Raw genomic sequence first — 19,689 nt, 5'->3', positions numbered from 1 at the left:
AACGCCTGACTCAAACCCAACGCCGCCAAGGAGAAAGACTGCTCAACTCCTGCTGAGAAAATCGTGGACGGCGTTGCATGGCACACTGCTGCAAGTATGGTCCACAGAGCGTTTTTACTTCATGCAATGCGTATCACTTGCCCGTCAGTTCAACAGCACTCACCACTGAGCGATGATCCGAAGGGTAGGGGACGACGACCACATCTGCCGCCTCTTTCGATTCTCCCACGACTTGCGAACTGAGGACTTTGCCACCTCCCTGACGCATCAGCACAAAATCGATGCGATCGTGGCGATCTTTGGGGTCGGTGATCTTCGTGAGCGGTGTCCAGGTGATTCCGGGAGCAGTGACGGGATCGGGATGGGCTTCGCGGTAGGTGTCAATAAAGCCTGCCTCTGCCATCATGCTGGTTGCAGGCCATTGAACAGCGATCGGGCAGCGGCCAGCCTTTTGAGCTGCTGCCGTCCAATCCCAGTGCGATGGTTCATTGAAATCGCCCGTCACAAAGACTGTGGCGTCCGCGGGAACTGTGGCTTTGATATCCGCAATCAGACGCTCGACCTGCTCTCCGCGGGCCTTTTTCGCGAAGTCGATCGCTTCCTGCTCGGTCTTGATAAACGGGTAATCGCCGTAAGGAATATTCAGCAATTGGTAGGGCTGGTACGGAATATACATGAGATGGGCGTTGAACAAATACAGCTTCGTACCACTGGGATGTACAATTTCGACACCCCATTTTCCTGGTGATGCTTTGCCAATGGGATAGCGACTCAAAATCGCTGTGCCGCCACCCTGATCGAAGTAATTCCAACCGAGGATTTGAGCAATCTCCTTAGCTCGATCAGGCCGAGGTTGACCGCTGGCCGCATAGCCACGCGTCTCCTGCAATCCCACCAGATCCGCCTGGGCCTCACGAATGACTTTGGCAGTCTGTTCGAGTGGTTGTTTCCCGGCATCCCCACCATGCCACAAGTTATAGCTCATCACTCGCACCACGGGTGATTCCGCCTGTGTCACTGTCGCCAGGAGCAGCAGCCAACTGAAACCTGCGATGAACAAAGACTGCTTCAGTAATCCTGGAATCAATTGCCCGTTCATGAAAGCATTCCTCGGTAAGTCTCTCAGGCCACGGATCGGGCCTGCTGCCCAACTCGATAGTGCTGGATGGTACCTGCGCATTGAGTCAATCCAACAGGTTCAATGTCCTACCAAAGTTCTTCCTGGGGGAACACCAGTTTCGATCATATTTTTGAGGTGCTGGCAGGAAATTCATCAAAATTCCATGTGCTCTCAATCAACTGGATATATCGGCAATCCGTTCAAAATAAAACCGTCCGACAACCCGGGCTGTCGAACGGTCTTGAAGAGGAATCGATTGTCTTTTGAGCCTACTTCACTTCAAAAACTTCCGTGGTTCTGGCTTTGCCGGATTCCATACTGGCTCCACCAACAAACACCAGTTGATGCTGGCTGATGGGGAGCATGCGATGGAAGAAACGGGGCTTCTCCAACTGGTGGACCAGATCCCACTGAGAACCATCGGCTGAGAGCTTATAGACCTTGCCCGACATCACACTTACGAACAGATTCTGATTGATGGCGAATGCCGAATTGCCAAAGCCTTCCATCCCCTCGCCAGGCAACGCAGGCCCTGAACTCCATGAATTTGTCGCTGGATCGTAGATGGCAACTTCTGTCGTCGGGCCACCCTGATTTTTCATCCCGCCAATCACGTAGAGCTTCCCCTGATGCTCGGCGAGGGAAAGTGCTCTGCGTCGGAACGGTGGATTCGCAATCGGCTGCCAGACTGGAGGATTCGCCGAAACGTCACACTTCCAGGCTGTTTCGTGCCACTGAGCTTCCTTGCCACCGCCATTCAGATTCCAGCCACCGACGACATAGATGGTCTTGCCGATCACAGCAGCATCCAGCGAAGAGCGTGGCTCAGGAAGTGCGGGCAATTCGATCCATTGCTTACTCGCAGCATCCCAGCGGGCAAAGTCGCTGGTGCTTTTCAGAACTTCCTTCTCTTCCTTGCCGTTATCAGCAATAAAGCCACCCATGCGATAAAGGTCATTTCCTACGGCGACCATCGCCAGACCCGTTCGCTCTGGTCCTTCTCCGACCACTTTCCATTCGGAAGGCTGTTTGACGTTTAGCGCCAGCAGTTCACGCGATTGATCTTCTTTCGCGTAATGATGGGCACCCCCTGCATGGCCTCCGTAGACATAGACCACGTCGCCCACGACAGCTCCACCAAAGCTGGTGATGCCGCGAGGAAGTTCGGGCAAGGCCTTTGATACGGCGGGTTGAGTCACTTCAGCGGGCGGCTTGATCAAGAGTGAAGTTGTGCTGTAGATCCGAATGGACTTGTATTCTTTATCCCCCAGCTTGCCTGGTTCTTCCAGAACTTTTTTGACGCGAATGGAATAGAGCCCATTGGCCAGTGTTCCCAGGGCGAGTTCTCCCTGAGCATTGGAAACACCTTCTTTGCTGGCCGAAAGATCGCCACCATCGACAGTCACTTCAATCCCTTCGGCTGGCTGGCCTTGCCAGAAGGTACGCAGCAGGAAGTCGTCGCCTGAGCGTTCGGCGACAACTTCCAATGGCAATACCGCCGCATCGCCAATGACTTTACCACCTTTGCGGTTGGCAATCGTTTGTGAGCGACCGCAGTATCTCAAGAGGTAGGGTTCGGCTCCACCTTTCGACATGACGCCGTAATCGAGAAAGACTCCCGCGTTGGTGGATTTGGGCGAGAAGGTGGCTTCCAGAGAGTTTGCCCCTTTTTCAAACTTGAGGGGGCTGACTTTCACGACGTCATCGTGCAGGTTGGCTTCCCAGAGCTTGGTCCCGAGAATTTTTTCCAGGAGTGCTGGATTATCAGGGGCCGCTTCTTCGGAGAAGTAAACATGCACCTTGCCATCGGCTGACTGATTGGCATCCACGACCCATAAAAAATGGGCCTGGGAAGTCGATGAAAACACGCACATCATGCAAATCGCAAACAGCAGTTTGCTCGATTTATTCACCCAATGAACTGAAAGCATATCGGAACTCCAGAAAAACCCTTGAGTCTGTGAAGTAAACGTAATTATTCAACGCGAACTTGTACGACCATGTCACTCACGCCCAGAACAGAACCTCCATCAACCGTTAATGAGGTGAGGTTATACCATAATGCCCCACTGATATCGACAACATCATCATGTTCAATGAAAAGCTCAGAGCTCGCAGAAACGGAAAATATTCCGGACGATGGTTCGATCACTGTGACAACTCCATTACTATCACTGACCCAAACACCATCCAAAGCGTATACCGTCACAATCTGCTCGCCCACTGTAACCTGAATGTATCCAGTTGCTCCATGGTTAAAATGAGCGATGCCGCTAGTAAGCGCTTGAGCTTCATAAGACACGCTTACTGAAACTGTATAAAAACCAGAATCTTCTCTCGATTCACTTTCGTTGTCTGCAACGAATTCCACATCCCAATCCAAGCCTACAGATGCTGATAGATTGGCATCGCTCGGGTCTGAGCCATCGAAAGAGATGTTGTGAGTTCCCAGCACAATTGCGGGTGCGCTGATAGTCGTGTCCCCATCGCCTTCGGCAACAATATCACCTTGCAGGTGTGAAACTGCGTTGTTGGTAAGAATAGTTGACGCGGATGTAATGGATTTCTGTGCGGTCTCTACAAAGCCTGAGCTATAGCTATCGGAGTCAGTGTTAACTGGGGGATGAAAATCAGGCATAACAACACGGGTATACGTGTTCAAACTCAATCTGACACCACCCAGTTCAGTTCTCAAAAAGCGAAGCGGTGGCTCAGCTCTTGCAGTATTCGTAAGCAAACTGATTATCGCAAGCAATGTAAAAGTCATACAAAGTTTCATTGGGATTCCTTGGGAAACTATGTGGCTATGCACAGATCAAAACATTAGAAGTCACAGGGGTGCTTTCACTTCCCTTACGATTTTTTTAAGTCAAAATCGAGCTTGTTGGCTATCTGTCCGGGGGTGATCGTGACCCTTAGTTCCGAGTTTCTGTTATACTTTGGTGGTACTGGCTGCTTGGGAAGTTGTCTTCCTTTGTGTTCTGCAAGATATTTTGCATATGCTGCCTCGTCATCGATCTCAAAAGGAAGCTCGATTTTCTTTTCGATTTCGACACGATATGTCCCGGGGATGACTCCCTCCTGGTGACTAATCTCGTAGAAACCATCTTGTATGATTCCATAAGCAGCAGGGCCTTTGGTCTGGCCATCCGGTATGAATCGTACAGTTCCTTCATTCATTGGGGTACCATCAAATAAAATGCTTCCGGAGATGGGCTGGCGACCTACATCGTTCTGGCCGCAACCTTTGAAGCTGAGTACTCCAAAGAAGAGTAATATAAGCATGAAGTGTTTTTGAAACATAGTGTATTATACTCCGGCCAAATGACTCAGTGGTGCTATCTATCAATGGATTCACTTATCATGTGAAATGATATTGGCCGATCCTGGAAGATGCGGGAATGACGTTTAGCTGAAAGATAATGAGACAGCGGTGTAAGAAGGGTGGTGCCATTGTTGGAGCCACCCTCTTAGACGAATAACGACTTATAGCTTCTAGAAATCACCCACAACTTCACCGCCGCCCCGCGTCGCAAGTGCCGAAAGAAGGCCGCTATCAATGTTTTCGCTTAAGAAGCGGACGTGGCCATCGGCAAAAACCATGTTCACCACACCTGTGTGGTCGCTGCGGAAACGAGATAGGACAGCACTTCCCCCTGATTTGGGATTAAATGGTGGCTGAACTACAAAAGCTGTTGAAAGGTTGTATGGCGATGCCCAGTACGTAAATCCCCATCGAGTCTGTCCTGCACATGAGGCACTGCTGCTAAATAGATAATCTGGGAGATTCCATGCAGATTCTCCGGCGAGTAAAGTGTTAGATGTGCCGTCTGTGAAATCTCTAAGTCTTGTAACTCCTGTTGAGGAAGGGATGATTGCCCCATTGCCGGCTGTAGTACCTGTATTCACTGCATAGGTACCAGGTGCTCGATTCTCGTCAATATTCCTCCCAGTGGATGTGTTCGTGCATCCGGGCATTGGGACTGGTCGCCGTAATACAGCTGATGGACACAGGTAGGCTGGAATGACCTGAGAGGTGACTGCGGTATTTGCCGGGTCAGAGTTAGTCAGGTTAAAATTGTATTTAAGGAACAGATTTCCTTGATCGATTTGTGGCAGAATCGCAGCAAATGCACTTGTCCCGGTGGCGGCTGTACCGCCGTCTGTCGTGCAGAAGGCACCATGCACATCATGATAGTTGTGAAATGCCAGCCCAATCTGCTTGAGATTGTTGGTGCACTGGGTTCTCCGGGCGGCTTCCCGGGCCTGTTGGACGGCTGGGAGGAGCAGGGCGATCAGAATGGCGATGATCGCAATCACCACCAGAAGTTCGATCAACGTAAATCCGCGTCGCGGCAGCAAATGTCGCATAGAAATCTCCACGCCTAAGGCCTTTGAAATGAAAGGCTCACTTCCCCATGAAGTGATGACCTCACAGGCTGGCTGGGAGAATCTCCTGGCTGGCATAAAACTGAGACTGAGTCTCAATGTCAGTATTATTCAGGCTGCCAGACTTTTCGCAACTGTTGCCTTGAAAAATCTGCGATCTCCTGGAGAGAAGAGTCGCAACTATTGGCAGAATATTTGGTTACGGAAATAGAATTTGTGCGGCTAAAGCGACTGTTCCTCGCGATCCAGCGCCAACAACCGACGATCCGCATTGAACGTGGGGACGGGGAGGGCACTCGCTTTCTCAAAAGCAGAGGCGCGATCCAGCCCTTCTTTCCGTGTGGCGACACCTCGAAAAACGGGTAAGCCGCGTTTTGTCGCCAGAATCTCGCGGCGAGTTCTGCCGCGCGGTGCATCAGGCCATGGACCGGAAATCGCTTTCAACTCAAAAAAGGCAGGCACCACCTGCTCCATGTACTGCCAGTAAGCCGGATGATCTGTCTGCAGGATCAACTCGCCTCCGGGCACTAACGCCTGATGGGCCATCGCCAGAAACTCCGGCGTCACCAGGCGCTTGCCAATCAGGTGCTCTTCATAATAGGGCTGTGGGTGATAAATGCAGATCTTCGATACAGAACCTGGGGGCACGAACTCTGCGAGCAGTTCCTTCCCACCAATCACAGCAAATCGAAGATGCCCCAATCCTCTTTGGTTGGCACGCCTCGTCGCATAGCGAATGACGACGGGCAGGATATCAACGCCCAGGTAACAGTATTGAGGTTCGACAATCGCGTGCCAAAGCGTACTGCGCCCATTGCCGCAACCGAGATCGAGCACGATGCCCTGCTTCTGTTCGAGCGTTGGTCCAAATACTTCAGGCCAGTTCAATAGACCGGCAGTTGGCAGAGATTTGATGGCTGTTTTGACCCACTGCTCGGGAGGGAGAATCTCACCGGGGATGGGAATACCGAACTCCCGCTCAATCCGCCGACTTTTTTCGGGCTTTTCTCTCTTCGGCTGTCCCTCAGTGAATGCAGGCGGCTGATGGGCGAGATCCTTCATGGGCTCGACTCGATTTTCCGAAAGCTCTGGTGATCTGGGTGATGGCGGATTCTGTGCTGATTCGTCGGATCCTGTCATCTCGGCCACATCCTGATGAAGCTTTCGCACTGATTTGTATGGGCATGAGGGATAAATCCGCCCCTGCGTCCTTGAGTTTACCTCCGGACAGGCTCATTCTGCGATGGATGCCAGAAGATTGTTCTCCCGCCAGATCGACAGGAATTCATCCCATGAAAGATCTTCTTTACACACTTTACCCCGGTCGCCCATCAGCATCTGGATGTGATTGGATGTCCGGACGAACCTGCTGGTTGTCGCTTCTGGGAGCCAGTGCTCTCTTGTGGCATGCCGTGGCGTTTCGACAAGTGGAAGTGATCGCTGCTCCACCAACGGTCATCGACAACCCCGCCACAACCACAGCGGCACCGCCACAGACCGCCACGGTTCCACAGGCAGAGCGATGGAACAAGGAACTCGCCGCTTTCGACAAGGAGAACACGATGCATCCTCAGCGTACGGGCGGCCTTGTTTTCTGCGGCAGCTCCACCATTCGATTATGGAAACTCAAAGATTCATTTCCTGAATACTCGCCGATCAATCGCGGGTTTGGAGGCTCTCGATATGACGATCTTGTTCGCCATGCCGAACGCATTCTGAAGCCACTTCAACCGGCTGTGCTGGTGATCTATTCGGGTGATAATGACATCGCCGCCAAGCAGTCCAGCGAAGAAGTCGTACAGAACTTTGAGAAGTTCCATACCTGGGTTCGTACCGAATTACCCGAGACAAAAATCATCGTGCTGGGGATCAAACCCAGCGTTAAGCGCTGGGAGATGATTGAATCGATTCGCGAAACCAATAGTCAACTGGCGAAAATCTGCGGCAAAGACCCCCAGGCGACATTTATCGATACCGAGACGGTGATGCTGGGGGCGAATGGTCAACCGATCCCGGAACTGTTTGTGGCCGATGGGCTGCACATGAGCGAAGAGGGTTATCGCCGCTGGGCACAATTGCTCAAACCTTATCTGGCAGTGATTCATCCCCCTCAGTCAAGTGCGGTTATCAAGTGATTTGTCTCGGGGATAAGACCTGACCATGACATACAACTTGACGTCATCCCCCGGCCCAAACAAAGGTGATGACGGGTGGCCCGGCCAACTTGTGGCCGGGTTGTCGTGCATCGCCACGACAACAAGAAGCCGCGCCATGCGCGTGCCCTTCCACCATTTTTGACATTGGTCTTGGGTGGCACGACCCTGAAGGCATTGCGCAAGGGCGTGGTCTTCATCGGGGTTTCTAGCGTCGAAAGACTTCATCCGCCTCAGCAACAGAGTGTTGCCAGCACGAATGCAGCCGAAGCGTATTTTTCTGACTTTCGATCATGTTCGCTATGGCCGATGAGAATCGAACAACCTGGGGGCAAACGAGGACGTTTGACTCCAGCCACCGAGTCTTCCCTCATCCAGTCTCCAGCTACCCACAAATCAACATGCCTCATTTCCCCAATCGATGAAATCCCTGTGAAGATCGCATCGAGCCAATTGCAGCCCCATTTGCGAAATGTAGAGTGAGGCCAAGCCGAATGGCGAATGGCCCAAGGCTCGCTGCATTTGGTTGTCTCGTATGGGAGTGCGAGTCAACGAAATCGAGTATGGACCGGATGGTGCGATTTTTCGCTTCTGGGGACTTCAAGTATGACCTGTTTTCAACTCTCTCTGCCATGGGTGCTCCGCACTGGTTCTCGCAAGCTGTTGAGAGGGGCTATGCTGGCTGTGGGCATCATGAGTCTCTGGGGTTGCGATCAGATCAATCCGCCCGCGCCAGAAGTGAAGCCAGTGATGGGCTTCAAACGAGACGACGATGAGCCGGCACCACCACCTCAGGTGACACCACCGCCCGCAGTTGTCGAGGCACCGGCTGAAATGAAGGAACCGGAGCCCCCTCCAGCCCCCAAAGTTTTCACAGCTCGACTCTCGGCCTGGCGTATTGTTCCAACTCAGGAAAAGGGAGTGAATGGTCTGCTCTTCACGATCGAGTTCGAAGCTTTGGAGCATCTCAGCGAAGTGGTCCTTGCGGAGGGCTCGATATTTGACAATCGCAATCAGGAAATTCGCCTGTTGCCGATTCGCGATGGAAATTATTTCCGAATCACCAAATTCGTTCCAAAGGCCTCTGCGGCTGGTGCACCATACTCCGCCGTTCTGTGGTGGAAAGGTGTTGATAATGGACCCTGGAAAGAAGCCGTTCGCTCTCGTCTGTAAATGAGATGAGTCCTCCAGATTGTTCAGCAGGAAGACACTTGGCAGAAAAAGTTGCTGAACCTGACAATTTCAAAAGCAATCAGATAGATTTACGAATTTGAATTCGTGAGTATTTTGGTGTGATTTGAAACCTGTCAGGACGTTACCTGCCCATGAGAACCCTCTTTGCCGGTTTACATCAGTTTCATAAAGAGGTTTACGAGAAGCAGCGGAACTTGTTCGAGAAGCTGAGTTCTGGCCAAAAGCCTGTGGCTCTGTTTATTGGCTGCTCCGATTCGCGTGTCGTCCCTGATCTGATCATGATGACGAATCCTGGAGAGCTGTTTATTCTCCGTAATGCCGGGAATATTGTCCCGCCGTTTGGAGCATCGACCGGAGGAGAAGCAGCCACCATCGAGTTTGCTGTTTCAGCCCTGAATGTGAGTGATATTATCGTTTGCGGGCACTCTCAATGTGGGGCCATTAAAGCACTGCTTGATCCCGCTTCGACTGAAAAACTCCCCATGGTTCGCCAGTGGCTCCTGCATGCTGAAACCACACGGAGGATCATGGAAGAGAACTATCCCGCTTTATCACCAGCCGATCGCTATGAAGTCGCCATTCAGGAGCATGTCCTCGTTCAACTGGAAAATCTGCAGACTCATCCGGCCGTCGCTGTTAAACTCCAGCGAAATCAGATCGCGTTGCATGGCTGGATTTATCAATTGGAAACTGGCCAGGTGCATGCCTTTTCACCGAATACAGGTGTTTTTGAACCTCTGATGGGTGACAAATCGATGGACTCTGCGGCTTTGGCACAGCCAGTCACTTCAAACGTGCTCAACAACGCCAACGGAAGCACTCCACAGAATCCTCCTGCCTGAAGGCGGCCCTATGAATTCTTCCCCACAGGCAGCAGAAAGTTCTGTCACTGATACCAGTCGACTGACGCCGGAAAAACTGCAGATCCGCTGGAAGGGGTTCGCACCGACAGTGATTATTGCCAGCGGATTCGCCTTGGGTGGGCTGTATGCACTTGGTACTCGCGGCGGGACGCAAGGTCTGTGGATGATGCTGATTCTGGGTGTCACACTGGGTCTGACGATGACAGCCGCCGGGATGAGTTGGGCCGGTACGATTGCTTTAGCAGAAAATGCGAAAAAAGGTCTGCTGTTTGTGCTGTTTCCCCCTTACACACTCTGGCGTGTCATCGTTCGCTACGACATTTTCTGGCAATCGATGCTGGTCTTTGTACTGGGGTTGATCATTTCCTTTGGCTGTGTCTGGATCGCTTCCGAAGGCTTAAAATCCCAGTTTGCCGGTTGAATCAACAAACATTCGTGTTGCTTCATGGCCGTAGTTGTTTATGCCTTGGACTCATGCCGAGGCATCGGGAGATCCCCAGCCGCCACCTCCGGGCGTGTGGATGGTAAGAAGATCACCTGTTTCAACTTGTAGTGTGGCTTTGCCCCCCAGATCGATGGTTTCGCCAGTTTGCGTGCGTGTGAGCAGATTCTGCCCCGGTTGTCCCGGCTCTCCACCGGCAACACCGTAAGGACGGAAACGCCCTCGTCTTTCTGAAAGAATTGAGACTGAAAGTGGTTCCAGAAACTCGAGCTGGCGGGTGACACCATGGCCACCACGATACTGGCCCGCACCGCCAGAACCCTGGCGAATGGAAAAGCTTTTCACTCGGAGCGGATATCTTTGTTCGAGGATTTCAGGGTCTGTCAGACGTGTATTTGTCATGTGCGAGTGAATTGCGTCTGCGCCCGGACCTCGCGAAGTCGCCCCTGTTCCACCACAGATGGTTTCGTAGTAACCGAAGCGATCATTGCCAAATGTGAGGTTGTTCATGGTCCCCTGGCTGGCTGCTGCGACGCCAAAAACACCGAGGAGAACATCGACGAGCCTTTGAGACGTTTCGACATTTCCCCCCACTACAGCCGCCGCGAGCTTTGGATCGTGTTGAGCAGGAGGGTTGAGCAGACATTCAGGTAACACAATCTCTACAGGTTCCAGGACGCCACTGTTGAGTGGAAAGTGTGTGTGGGCTTGATCGGGATGATACCACTCCACAAGAGACCGAAGTGTGTACATCACACTGGCGGTGACAATGGCTCGATTGGCGTTGAGATTGCTCTTGAGAACAGGCCCGGTTCCTGTGAAATCGAGTTGGCAGACAGGTGAGTTTGCCTTCTGATTCGATGAAGAATCCGATTTGAAAATGCGGCAGGTTAACTGGATTGGTGAGCCATCGTCGAGATGATCGATCAACGGGTATTCGCCGGGAGGGAGTTTTCCCAGCAGTTGGCGGATCATGGTTGAGGCAATCTGCTGTAGCTGGTGGAGGCATAGCTCGAAGTGAGCAATGGATTGCTCCTGCACGAAGTCGGCAACCAGTTGAGCCCCACGGGTGTTCGCCGCAATTTGGGCCTGCAAATCGGCGAGATTTTGTTCCGGCATGCGGGAAGGATAGGGGGGAGCTTTCCAGCGCGCCATCAGGCCCGCTTCATCAAGCACGCCGCCATGCACAATACGCAGATTGCTGAGCAGCACCCCTTCTTCGGCAAGACATTTTGAGAACGGGGGCATGCTTCCGGGCACGATCCCGCCAATCTCGGCATGATGCGCCCGATTTGCGACAAACCCTGCCAGATAAGGTTTGTTGTTTGCAGTGAGTGTCGAGACAAAGACGGGGCTGATGACGGTGAGATCGGGAAGATGAGAGCCACCGGCAAAAGGATCGTTGGTGAGAAAGACATCGCCAGGTTCCATGTTCGGATGAGCCTTGAGTATGGCTTTGACCGATTCGCTCATGGCTCCCAGATGGACCGGGACATGTGGGGCATTGACGACCAGTTCACCGAGCCTCGTAAAGATCGCACAACTGTAATCCAGCCGCTCTTTGACGTTGGTTGAAATGGCTGTCTGCTGGAGTTTGATCCCCATTTCGTCGGCAATTGAAGCCAGACGTTGATGAAAGACCTCGATTTCGACAGGTGAAATTTCTTCGACAGGTGAATTTTCGGGAGTTTTTTCGTTGAGCTTGGCTGCGGAAGAGTTTTTCAACTGCGGTTGTGATGGGCTGTTTAAGCTGGCCTCGGCTGTTTTCTCTGGTTTTGAAATGAGTAGTTCACCGCCGGGGAGTCGCCGGGCTTCATAACCGATGTCGATAAAAGTGGTAGTGGTCGTGTCGGTGATCAGAGCCGGGCCGGTAATCACGTCATCCGTTCCCAGTTGTTCCCGAGGGAAACAATCCGCCTGTTGCCAGTTGCCCGCAACCCATAGACTCTGTGCTCCCCCGCGTTGTGTCATGGGAGACTTCGACTTGTTGAATGCGGTATGAGAAACTTCATGAGTTTTCAGCACATCAGCATGGAATGAAATGGGTTCCCGGGTTGCCGAAAGTTCGCCGCGCAGTGCGACGAGTTCCAGTTGAGCGGCAGGACGGTCATATCCGTATCGAGACCGATGCAACCGTCGGAACTGGTTTGCCAGATCGCTGATCGACAGATTTTTCAGATCGTCCGGCAAGCGAATCTCCAATACGGATTCTGCGCCTGCATAACGCAGTGCGACATCCAGCCGCAAAGGTTTGAGTGCCAGGTTCGGCAACTGTTCCTGCTCAATCTGCTGACGGAGATCTGTCTCCAGTTCACCAGCCAGTTTCAGGAGGTTCTTCAACGTTTCCTCGGTTGCCTGACCACCACTGCTGGAATCTTGCAATCGCTGGTAAATGGGGCGTTCGCCTCGGCGAGTTACGTTGGCCTGACTGAGTCCATAGGCACACAAAAGTGCTGCCAGCGGGTGAATGAGCACGCGTTGGATATTCAGCAATCGGGCAATACCGCAGGCGTGTTGTGGAGCGGCTCCACCAAAGGCCACCAGCAGATAATCTTCGGGTATTTGTCCTTTTTCGATGGAGATTTTCCGAATGGCACGGGCCATTGTGGCGTTGGCAATTTCGAGAAAGCCAGCCGCCAGTTCCTCAATCGAGGCGATCGGCTTCATCCCTGCCTGCTCAAAATTCATGACACTTTGCAATTTCAAAAGCATTTCGTGAAGTCGTTGTCTGGTCGCCTGTCGATCGAGCGAAAACGGGAACCGGGAAGTATCAATCCGTCCCAGCCACAGATTGCAATCGGTAATGGTTAATGGGCCACCCTGCCCATAACAGGCCGGGCCCGGTGAAGCACCGGCGCTTTGTGGTCCGACAACAAGTTGGCGACCGACAAGATCGCACACACTTCCGCCACCGGCTGCCACGGTCTCGATGGCCAGTCGATCGCCAATGAGTTTGACTCCGGCTTTTACGCCCTCAAACTCTCGTAGAAACTCTCCTGCATAAATCGCCACATCGGTACTGGTGCCGCCCATATCGATACCAATGGCTTTGGAGTACCCAGCGGCTTCAGCAGCTCTGGCAAAGCCCACAACTCCTCCCGCCGGGCCACTGAGGACACTGTCGCTTCCGCGGAAATTGTGGGCACTGACCAGCGTCCCGGAGCTGGTCATGAGTCGCACCTGCCGGGATTGGGGAGAAGATGTCTGGTCGAGACCCCGGGAGAGACTGTTGAGATACGAACGCAGGACAGGAGTCAGATAGGCATTGAGAACTGTTGTTTCGGTGCGTGGAATAAGTTTGGGAAAAGGAGCTGTCTGATGCGACGTGCAGATTTCGATGAAGCCAGCCTCTTTTGCCAGTTGAGCAACCTGTTGTTCATGTTGGGGGTACTTCCAGGCATGCAGAAATGAGATCGCAATCGACTGAATCCCCTGCTGAAGCAATTGATGGAGTTGCTCGCGAATCTGCTGAGCATCCGGCTGGACGAGAATCTCGCCCGCGGCGGAGATGCGTTCGTCGATTTCAACCACCTGGCAGAAGAGCTGAGCCGGCTTTTCAATCTGCAAAGCGAAGAGATGAGGCCGTTCCTGTGATCCAATCCTCGGGAGATCACCCAATCCGCGGGTGGTGAGGAGTGCCGTTTTTGCCCCGTTCCGAGTCAGGAGTGCATTGGTGCCGCGTGTTGTACCTAAAGAAAGGTCGATCTCAGGCAATGGTTGCGAGAGGGGCAGGCGAAGAATCTGGCGAATCCCACAAAAGGCGGCTTCTTCGTGCGAGGTCAGTTCATAGAGTGTGCCTTCGCCAGGGATGACTGCCAAAATTGATGAATCCTGGGGTTGAATCGTGAATCTGGCAAAAAATGTCGCGTGGCCTTCACTCAACGGTTCGGGAAATCGAATTTGTTCATGACGAATAATTTTGGAACGGACTTGTTCCCCGGAGTGATTTCCCCAGAGGCACTCGTAGCCTGTAAAAAAATCAGCGGGAAATTGCCCCAGAGAAGCATCATCCCACTGGAAAAGTTCTGGATGGCCACGCTGGCAAACCCCTTTGATTCTGCCCGAGCTCAGTGTTTTGAGGAGCGCAGGGTGACCTTCTGGCGAAAGTGCGAGAAGATCGGAAAAAGTTCCGCCCACATCGATCCAGAATCTCCATTTCCGGTTGGTCTGGTGAACGGCGGTCATTCCCTGCTGCATCTTGCGAAGCCTTGCTCTGAGCGATGGGGATTCAATTTGTCTTGAATTTAAGCGTATGTGAGAAGTGAATGTCGAATACGCACACGAAGAAAAGAGGTTGGACAAAGTGAAGAAAGTGGTGATCCTGAGATTTTGGAGATCACAAAGAGGTTTGTCCGGATACTGGAAACTGGCCGTTGCTTGACAGTTGTTTCCAGAAAGGAATACCATTCCTATTCGAGAAAACCAGATCGACGGCAGCATCCAGGCAGTCAAAGAGCCTTTGCTGAATCGATTTGAGCTTGTTAAATCATTGTTCTGTAAATGTTTACGTCGATCGGAAGTGAGCCATGGCAGTTCCCAAAAGGCGGCAGTCAAAAGGGCGTTCCCGCCGCCGCCGCAGCCACGATTTTCTGACTCCGCTGCAACTGGCGAGCTGCCCACAGTGTTCGACACCGGTGCCAACTCACGTTGTGTGCCCAACTTGCGGCTATTACCAGGGGCGTACTCTCGTTGCTGACGAGAAGGATGCGGACTAATCGACTTGAGTCTCGCTGGTCGTTCATGAACCAGTCTGGAAACATCCAGTAAGGATCAACCTGTGGCGAGAGTCGCATTGGACGCGATGGGCGGGGACGTGTTTCCCGGGCCCAACCTCGAAGGGGCGGTTAAAGCTGTTGAGGCTCTTCCCGGCATTGAAATTGTGCTGGTGGGTGACGCACCCCTGTTGAGTCAGGAGATTGCTTCGCATCCTGAATTTGGTCGCCGGCTGACAGTGCAGGCGGCCGACGGTTATGTCGGCATGGATGAAAAGCCGACCGACGCTCTGCGAAAGAAGCCCAATTGCTCTCTGGCAGTCTGCTGGCAATTGATGGCGTCAAAAGCTGTCGATGCCGTTGTCAGTGCCGGCCACACAGGAGCGGTGGTGGCCGCCGGTTTGCGAACCCGCCTGTTTTTGAGAAATGTGCGCCGACCTGGAATTGCCGTGGTTTTGCCCACGATGCGTGGTCGGTGTGTGCTGATGGATGTGGGAGCCAATCCTGCGGCTCGTCCCGAGCACCTTCTTCAATACGGTGTAATGGGTGCTGTTTACGCCCGTAATCTGCTCGGTGTGGAAAAACCTTCCATCGGGCTGATGAACATCGGCAGCGAAGATGGCAAAGGGAATGACCTGGTGCGTGAAGCCCAGGAACTGTATGCGAAAAGCAAAGCTATTCAGAGCTATAACTACGTCGGGAATGTCGAAGGTCGCGATCTTTACGAAGGTCGCACGGACGTCGTCATTTGCGAAGGTTTTGTCGGGAATGTGATCCTCAAGTCGAGTGAAGGCATTGTGGATATGCTCTTCAAGACAGTGGGGAAAGCCGTGGTTTCGGCTCTGGACGTCGAGCGAAACAAAGCCATTGACGCTCTGAAAGCTCTCGAGCGCAAATACGTCTATCACGAATCGGGCGGCGCTCCACTGTTGGGCGTGGATGGCAATTGCATTATCTGTCATGGTTCCAGTAACGGGCATTCGATCTTCAATGCCCTCAAGCTGGCCGATGAGCTGCAGAATCGTGGTATCAACAGTCAGATTTGCAGCGAACTGGAAGTTGATCTTCAACTGGTCGGTTCTGCCTGAGTTTGACCTGCCAGGTCGCTGTGTTAGATCTCACTGAGGCAGATCCTGCTGAGACAGATGTTTCTCACAGAACAGTGCGTGCTTCGTTTGCAGCCGATCTGTGTGTCTCTCTTCTGTGTGTCTCGCTCTCGGTTCTGGGCAGACGATCCCGTTCTTTTCGACACGTCCAATCATGCTGACGTTCCACACGATCTCGGGAAATCTTCCGGTAACTTGCGAAGCTCGCGAGAAGTTGAGAATCTGCTGACAGTCAGAGGTTTTTCCATTCCAGAGATCATGGAATTCGATAGAAGGCAGGTCCACCGTTGGCTAAGGTTGCTTTTCTTTTTCCGGGACAGGGGGCTCAACATCTGGGGATGGGTGTCGGTCTGTGTGCGAAGTATCCCGCTGCCCGAGCTTTGTTTGACCAGGCCCGAGAAATTCTGGGCTTCGATCTCCTGGAGATCTGCGAGAAAGGGCCACAAGAACAACTCGATAGTACGGTGATCAGCCAGCCGGCGCTGTTTGTCGCAAGTCTGGCGGCATTGGAATCGCTGAAAATTGAGCAGCCCGCCTTAGTAGAATCGTGTGTGGCCAGTGCCGGCCTGAGTCTGGGTGAATATACCGCTCTGGTTTTCGCTGGAGCCATGACGTTTGAAGAAGGTTTGAAGGTGGTCGCTGTGCGTGGTCGCGCGATGCAGGCTGCCGCTGATGCGACACCTTCGGGAATGGTCAGTGCTCTGCTTCTGGAGCCAGCCCAGGTCGAGCAGGTCGTGGCTGAATCTCAGGATGCCGGGAAGATCTGGATTGCCAATTATCTGTGTCCGGGCAATACCGTTCTTTCGGGGGAAAAAGCGGCATGTGCCAAGGCGGCAGAGAGAATTGAAGCGGCTGGGGGCCGGCCGATTCCACTGGCTGTTGCCGGTGCGTTCCACACACCACTGATGGCCTCGGCCTGTGCAGAGTTGGCTCAAGCGATTGGGGCCGTGAATTTGAAATCGCCGCGAATTCCCGTGATCTCGAATGTGGACGCAACAGCCCATTTTGAGCCGGAAGAACTAAAATCTTTGTTGATTAAACAGGTCACTGAGCCTGTGCAGTGGGAATCGTCAGTCAGAAAGTTACTGGCGGAAGGTGTGGAAACATTTTATGAAATTGGCCCGGGCAAAGTTTTGAAGGGGCTGTTGAAGCGAATTGATCGCAAAGCGAACTGCGAAACTGTGAACGATAGTGTATCCTAAGTTGTGAAAATTGTGCCTTTTGTGAGGTGGAGTCGACATTGCCCGGGAGAGGCGTGCAGATTCGGATTACGAATCTGACAAAACGGGTGATTGTTGTGGTTTACACGATGTAGAAAAGCCGTTAGTCTCTCGCCTCCAAGCGGGTGAAGTCTTCTTCACAACGTGATGGGAGCCTAAAGGCGATCTACGAATCAAGCGGCTTGAGGAGATAGGCGTGTCGTCGTCGGTAGAAGATAAAGTCATCGCAATTGTCAGCGAGCAACTCAGCATCGCCAAGGAAGACGTGAAGCTGGAGAGTTCGTTTATCGACGACCTGAAGGCTGACTCTTTGGACGTCGTAGAGCTCGTTATGGAATTTGAAGACGAATTTGGTATTCAGATTCCCGACGAAGATTACGAAAAAATCAAAACAGTTGGTGATGCAGTTAAGTACATTTCAGAAAAGCAATGACGGATGGCTAGACGAGTCGTCGTGACAGGGATGTCGGTCGTCACTGCCTTGGGCTGCGATCTCAGTGAATTCTGGGATAACATCTGCAGCGGCAAGAGCGGTGTGTCTCGGCTGGAGCGCTTTGATCCATCGGAATTCAAAGTCAACTTTGGTGGGGAAATCAAAGATTTCCACCCCGAAGAACACTTTGATCCCAAGGAAATGAAGCGTTTGGATCGCTTTTGTCAGTTTGCCATGGCGGCAGCAGACAAAGCGATCAAGCAGTCGGGGATCGACTTCAAATCCTACACAGATCCTTACCGCTGCGGCGTAATTGTCGGCAGTGGTATCGGGGGGCTGAACGAAATCGAAGAACAGCACGCAAGGCTGTTCGATCGAGGTCCGTCCCGCGTATCCCCGTTTATGATCCCCAAGCTGATGGTGAATGCCGCCAGCGGGAATCTTTCAGTCTATTATGGACTGAAGGGCCCGAGCAGTGCAGTTGCTACCGCTTGTGCATCGGCTTCGAACGCCATTGGGGATGCCTTCCGCGTGATTCAGTCGGATATGGCTGATGTCATGATTGCGGGTGGCAGTGAAGCTGCTATTACGCCCATGGGATTGTCGGGTTTTGCCCGTATGGGGGCATTATCGACACGTCTGGATTCCCCGGAGTGTGCCAGCCGGCCATTCGATCGTGATCGTGATGGTTTTGTGCTGTCAGAGGGTGCCGGTGTGGTGTTGCTCGAAGAGTATGAGCATGCCAAAGCCCGTGGTGCCGAGATCCTGGCTGAAGTGCTGGGCTATGGGATGTCGTCTGACGGCAACCATATGACAGCCCCCGATCCTGAGGGCGCTGGTGCTGCTCGTGCGATGGCAAATTCGCTTCGCGATGCGAAGTTGAATCCATCTCAAATTCAGTACATCAACGCTCACGGAACCAGTACCCCGTTGGGTGACAAAGCCGAATCCAACGCCATTATGACAGTTTTTGGCGAAGAGTCGAAATCTGTTTGTGTCTCCAGTACGAAGAGCCAGTTAGGTCATCTTCTGGGGGCCAGTGGTGGGGTCGAGTTTGTGGTGGGAGTGATGACCTGTCTGCAGGGAATTATTCCTCCGACCATTAATCTTGATAACCAGGATCCCGACTGCAAGCTCGATTACGTGCCGAACGTGGCTCGTGAGCGTGAAGTCAAGTGCATGCTTTCCAACAGCTTTGGTTTCGGCGGCCACAATGCCTGTCTCGTTGTGGGTCGCATCTGATACCTGTGGGCTTGCTTTATCGATGACCCTCGATCCCGAGAGAGCTGTGTTGACAGCGCTCGTTTGGTCGTGATTCATACTCGATAAAGCGATTGATTCGTCATGCCTTGCAGGGGAGCACGAAAGGTTCAGGGATGAACTTTCCAGTAAAGACTGGGGCTTTGGCCAGTTGCTGCCACGACGCGCGGATTGAATCGCGCAGTGCGTGTTGCAAGTGGTTATGCTGCTTCTTGTTGTGTGTTGTGACGATCTCTCATTCTGGTTGCACGCACATGAATGGAACACGTCACGGTGCACTCGCTGGGGGCACATTTGGGGCCGTCGCCGGAACATTAGTCGGTGCCGCTACTGGAAACCCCAAAACCGGACTTGTGGCTGGTACTGTCATTGGTACCGCATTGGGTGCTTCAGTTGGTCATGCGGACGATGTGGCTGTCAACCGGGCCGTCAGTCTGGAAGCATCGGCACAGGAGGCCGCATTTGTGCATGTGCATGGCCGTGCCATGACGGAACATGATGTATTGCAAATGATTCACGCCGGTATCACTGATGACTTGATCATCAGTACGCTGGCCGACCGAAGGGGCCATTTTCAACTTTCACCGGCAGGAATTATCGAACTGCGAAACCGGGGTGTCTCTGATCGAGTGATTCAGGCCATGCAGCGCTATAATTTGTGGCGGTAATCCCTTAGAATCAGTCGAGACAGCCAGTTGCCCGGATAGGGTTGCAAAAACAAAGGGAATCGACTCTCTTTGGTCTTTGTGACGCGAAGAAGCAGGTGAGAACTGTTGAGTTTTCACACCTCTGGCGTT

General features: G+C 52.7%; 17 protein-coding genes. 10 read left to right on the top strand and 7 right to left on the bottom strand.

Going from position 1 to position 19,689, the window contains the following annotated elements; genetic code table 11:
* Positions 1-133: 133 nt before the first annotated feature.
* The 6 genes from A6X21_RS00925 to trmB all read right to left on the bottom strand — a co-directional run bounded on the left by A6X21_RS00925 (position 134) and on the right by trmB (position 6,649).
* Positions 134-1,099, bottom strand: a complete 966-nt coding sequence (locus tag A6X21_RS00925) for an endonuclease/exonuclease/phosphatase family protein (RefSeq protein ID WP_165603639.1) — start codon at positions 1,097-1,099, stop codon at positions 134-136.
* 290 nt (positions 1,100-1,389) lie between these two features.
* Positions 1,390-3,051, bottom strand: a complete 1,662-nt coding sequence (locus tag A6X21_RS00915) for a Kelch repeat-containing protein (RefSeq protein WP_068845361.1) — start codon at positions 3,049-3,051, stop codon at positions 1,390-1,392.
* Positions 3,052-3,095: 44 nt separating this feature from the next.
* Entirely contained in the window at positions 3,096-3,887 is a 792-nt protein-coding gene (locus tag A6X21_RS00910) for a hypothetical protein (protein ID WP_068845359.1), read from the bottom strand.
* An 86-nt stretch (positions 3,888-3,973) separates the two neighbouring features.
* Positions 3,974-4,423: a hypothetical protein gene (locus A6X21_RS00905; protein WP_068845357.1), complete on the bottom strand. Its 450-nt coding sequence runs from the start codon at positions 4,421-4,423 to the stop codon at positions 3,974-3,976.
* 192 nt (positions 4,424-4,615) lie between these two features.
* On the bottom strand, positions 4,616-5,491 hold the full coding sequence (locus tag A6X21_RS00900; RefSeq protein WP_083233304.1) for a DUF1559 domain-containing protein: 876 nt from the start codon (positions 5,489-5,491) through the stop codon (positions 4,616-4,618).
* 240 nt (positions 5,492-5,731) lie between these two features.
* Positions 5,732-6,649, bottom strand: coding sequence for a tRNA (guanine(46)-N(7))-methyltransferase TrmB (trmB, locus tag A6X21_RS00895; protein ID WP_083233303.1), 918 nt, complete (start codon positions 6,647-6,649; stop codon positions 5,732-5,734).
* A gap of 152 nt (positions 6,650-6,801) precedes the next feature.
* Here trmB and A6X21_RS00890 point away from each other — a divergent pair, with 152 nt between their 5' ends.
* The 4 genes from A6X21_RS00890 (at position 6,802) to A6X21_RS00875 (ending at position 10,140) form a co-directional block, all read left to right on the top strand.
* Entirely contained in the window at positions 6,802-7,644 is an 843-nt protein-coding gene (locus A6X21_RS00890) for a GDSL-type esterase/lipase family protein (RefSeq protein ID WP_165603638.1), read from the top strand.
* 624 nt (positions 7,645-8,268) lie between these two features.
* On the top strand, positions 8,269-8,835 hold the full coding sequence (locus A6X21_RS00885) for a hypothetical protein (RefSeq protein WP_131818109.1): 567 nt from the start codon (positions 8,269-8,271) through the stop codon (positions 8,833-8,835).
* A gap of 152 nt (positions 8,836-8,987) precedes the next feature.
* Positions 8,988-9,698: a carbonic anhydrase gene (locus A6X21_RS00880; RefSeq protein WP_068845353.1), complete on the top strand. Its 711-nt coding sequence runs from the start codon at positions 8,988-8,990 to the stop codon at positions 9,696-9,698.
* A gap of 10 nt (positions 9,699-9,708) precedes the next feature.
* Positions 9,709-10,140: a hypothetical protein gene (locus A6X21_RS00875; protein WP_068845351.1), complete on the top strand. Its 432-nt coding sequence runs from the start codon at positions 9,709-9,711 to the stop codon at positions 10,138-10,140.
* Positions 10,141-10,191: 51 nt separating this feature from the next.
* On the opposite strand, the gene A6X21_RS00870 is transcribed toward A6X21_RS00875, so the two are convergent.
* The gene (locus A6X21_RS00870; protein ID WP_068845364.1) at positions 10,192-14,346 is read right to left on the bottom strand and encodes a hydantoinase B/oxoprolinase family protein; all 4,155 of its coding nucleotides are present in this window, start codon (positions 14,344-14,346) and stop codon (positions 10,192-10,194) included.
* Between the two features lie 341 nt (positions 14,347-14,687).
* Between A6X21_RS00870 and rpmF the strand changes: the two genes are divergently transcribed.
* The 6 genes from rpmF (at position 14,688) to A6X21_RS00840 (ending at position 19,560) form a co-directional block, all read left to right on the top strand.
* Entirely contained in the window at positions 14,688-14,876 is a 189-nt protein-coding gene (rpmF, locus tag A6X21_RS23495) for a 50S ribosomal protein L32 (protein WP_013110824.1), read from the top strand.
* 62 nt (positions 14,877-14,938) lie between these two features.
* Positions 14,939-15,961 carry a phosphate acyltransferase PlsX gene (plsX, locus tag A6X21_RS00865; RefSeq protein WP_083233300.1) on the top strand — a complete coding sequence of 341 codons (1,023 nt, stop codon included), beginning with the start codon at positions 14,939-14,941 and terminating at the stop codon, positions 15,959-15,961.
* A gap of 305 nt (positions 15,962-16,266) precedes the next feature.
* Positions 16,267-17,181: an ACP S-malonyltransferase gene (gene fabD, locus A6X21_RS00855; protein WP_068845345.1), complete on the top strand. Its 915-nt coding sequence runs from the start codon at positions 16,267-16,269 to the stop codon at positions 17,179-17,181.
* Between the two features lie 214 nt (positions 17,182-17,395).
* Positions 17,396-17,632: an acyl carrier protein gene (gene acpP / locus A6X21_RS00850; RefSeq protein WP_013110821.1), complete on the top strand. Its 237-nt coding sequence runs from the start codon at positions 17,396-17,398 to the stop codon at positions 17,630-17,632.
* 3 nt (positions 17,633-17,635) lie between these two features.
* Complete coding sequence (gene fabF, locus A6X21_RS00845) at positions 17,636-18,874, top strand: beta-ketoacyl-ACP synthase II (protein WP_068845343.1); 1,239 nt, start codon at positions 17,636-17,638, stop codon at positions 18,872-18,874.
* Between the two features lie 134 nt (positions 18,875-19,008).
* Positions 19,009-19,560, top strand: coding sequence for a YMGG-like glycine zipper-containing protein (locus A6X21_RS00840; RefSeq protein WP_110766415.1), 552 nt, complete (start codon positions 19,009-19,011; stop codon positions 19,558-19,560).
* Positions 19,561-19,689 lie beyond the last annotated feature (129 nt).

Origin of the sequence: Planctopirus hydrillae (assembly GCF_001707835.1) — a bacterium.
Lineage (GTDB): Bacteria > Planctomycetota > Planctomycetia > Planctomycetales > Planctomycetaceae > Planctopirus > Planctopirus hydrillae.
The sequence above is the reverse complement of the archived record's forward strand: the minus strand, read 5'-3'. Positions and strand labels throughout refer to the sequence as shown.